This is a genomic window from Halorubrum sp. Atlit-28R (genome assembly GCF_003665955.1).
Taxonomy (GTDB): Archaea; Halobacteriota; Halobacteria; order Halobacteriales; family Haloferacaceae; genus Halorubrum; species Halorubrum tropicale.
On record NZ_QPLS01000056.1, the window covers coordinates 1 to 803 of the forward strand.

The window sequence follows — 803 nt, forward strand, 5'->3', positions numbered from 1 at the left end:
GCCGGAGATGGGCTCCTCGCGGAGTTCGACATCAGTGTCCTCGGTGACGAGGACGACGCCCTCGGGTTTCGTCTCGACGGCGATGAGCGGAATCGCCTGTCCGGGCGACCGCATAAACGGATGGTTCGTACTCGACATCACCGGGACGATGTCACGTTCGACCACGGGTCGCTTGAGAATCTGCCGTTTGACTATGCCGGCCGCGTCGGACCCGAACTGCACGCTCGCCTCCTCCGGCGGCGCGAGCACGAGTTTGTCGGCCTTCGTAGCCTCTGCTTTGCGGATAGTGACCCGTTCACCGATGCCCACGTCGGCGTTCTGCCGCGTGAACCCGTCGATGCGGACCGTATCCGTGTTCCAGTCCTGCCGGTCTGCCCGCCACACCTTCGCGGCGGTCGTTTTTCCTCCCTCGATCTCGATGATGTCTCCCGGCGAGAGCTTGAGATGGAGCAAGGTGTCCGGATCAAGACGGGCGATACCGCGCCCCGAGTCGTTCGGGTACGCTTTCCCCACTTCGAGTTGGACTTCGTTCATGATTACCTCGCGGGGATGCTGATACCTGTGAGAGGCCATCGGATAAGTCCTTACCCGGTCGGCCCGAGGCAGCGTCCTCTCGTGGTTACAGCCTAGCACACCGTAGGGCGGGCGGCTACTAATCCCTGCCGACTGGACAGGGAACGGCGCGTCGATGGCTGGCGTTTTTACGCTCGAACACCACGGTTTACGCATGCGACTCCTCGCGTTCGACGGCCGGATGGGTGCCAGCGGCGATATGCTCCTCGGCGCGCTCGTCGCCGCCGGCG

General features: G+C 63.8%; 1 pseudogene. It reads right to left on the reverse strand.

Annotated features, from left to right (window positions below):
* Window positions 1-534 (reverse strand): annotated as a pseudogene (locus DVK06_RS16760) (ATPase); the annotation flags it as partial.
* Between the last annotated feature and the right edge of the window lie 269 nt (window positions 535-803).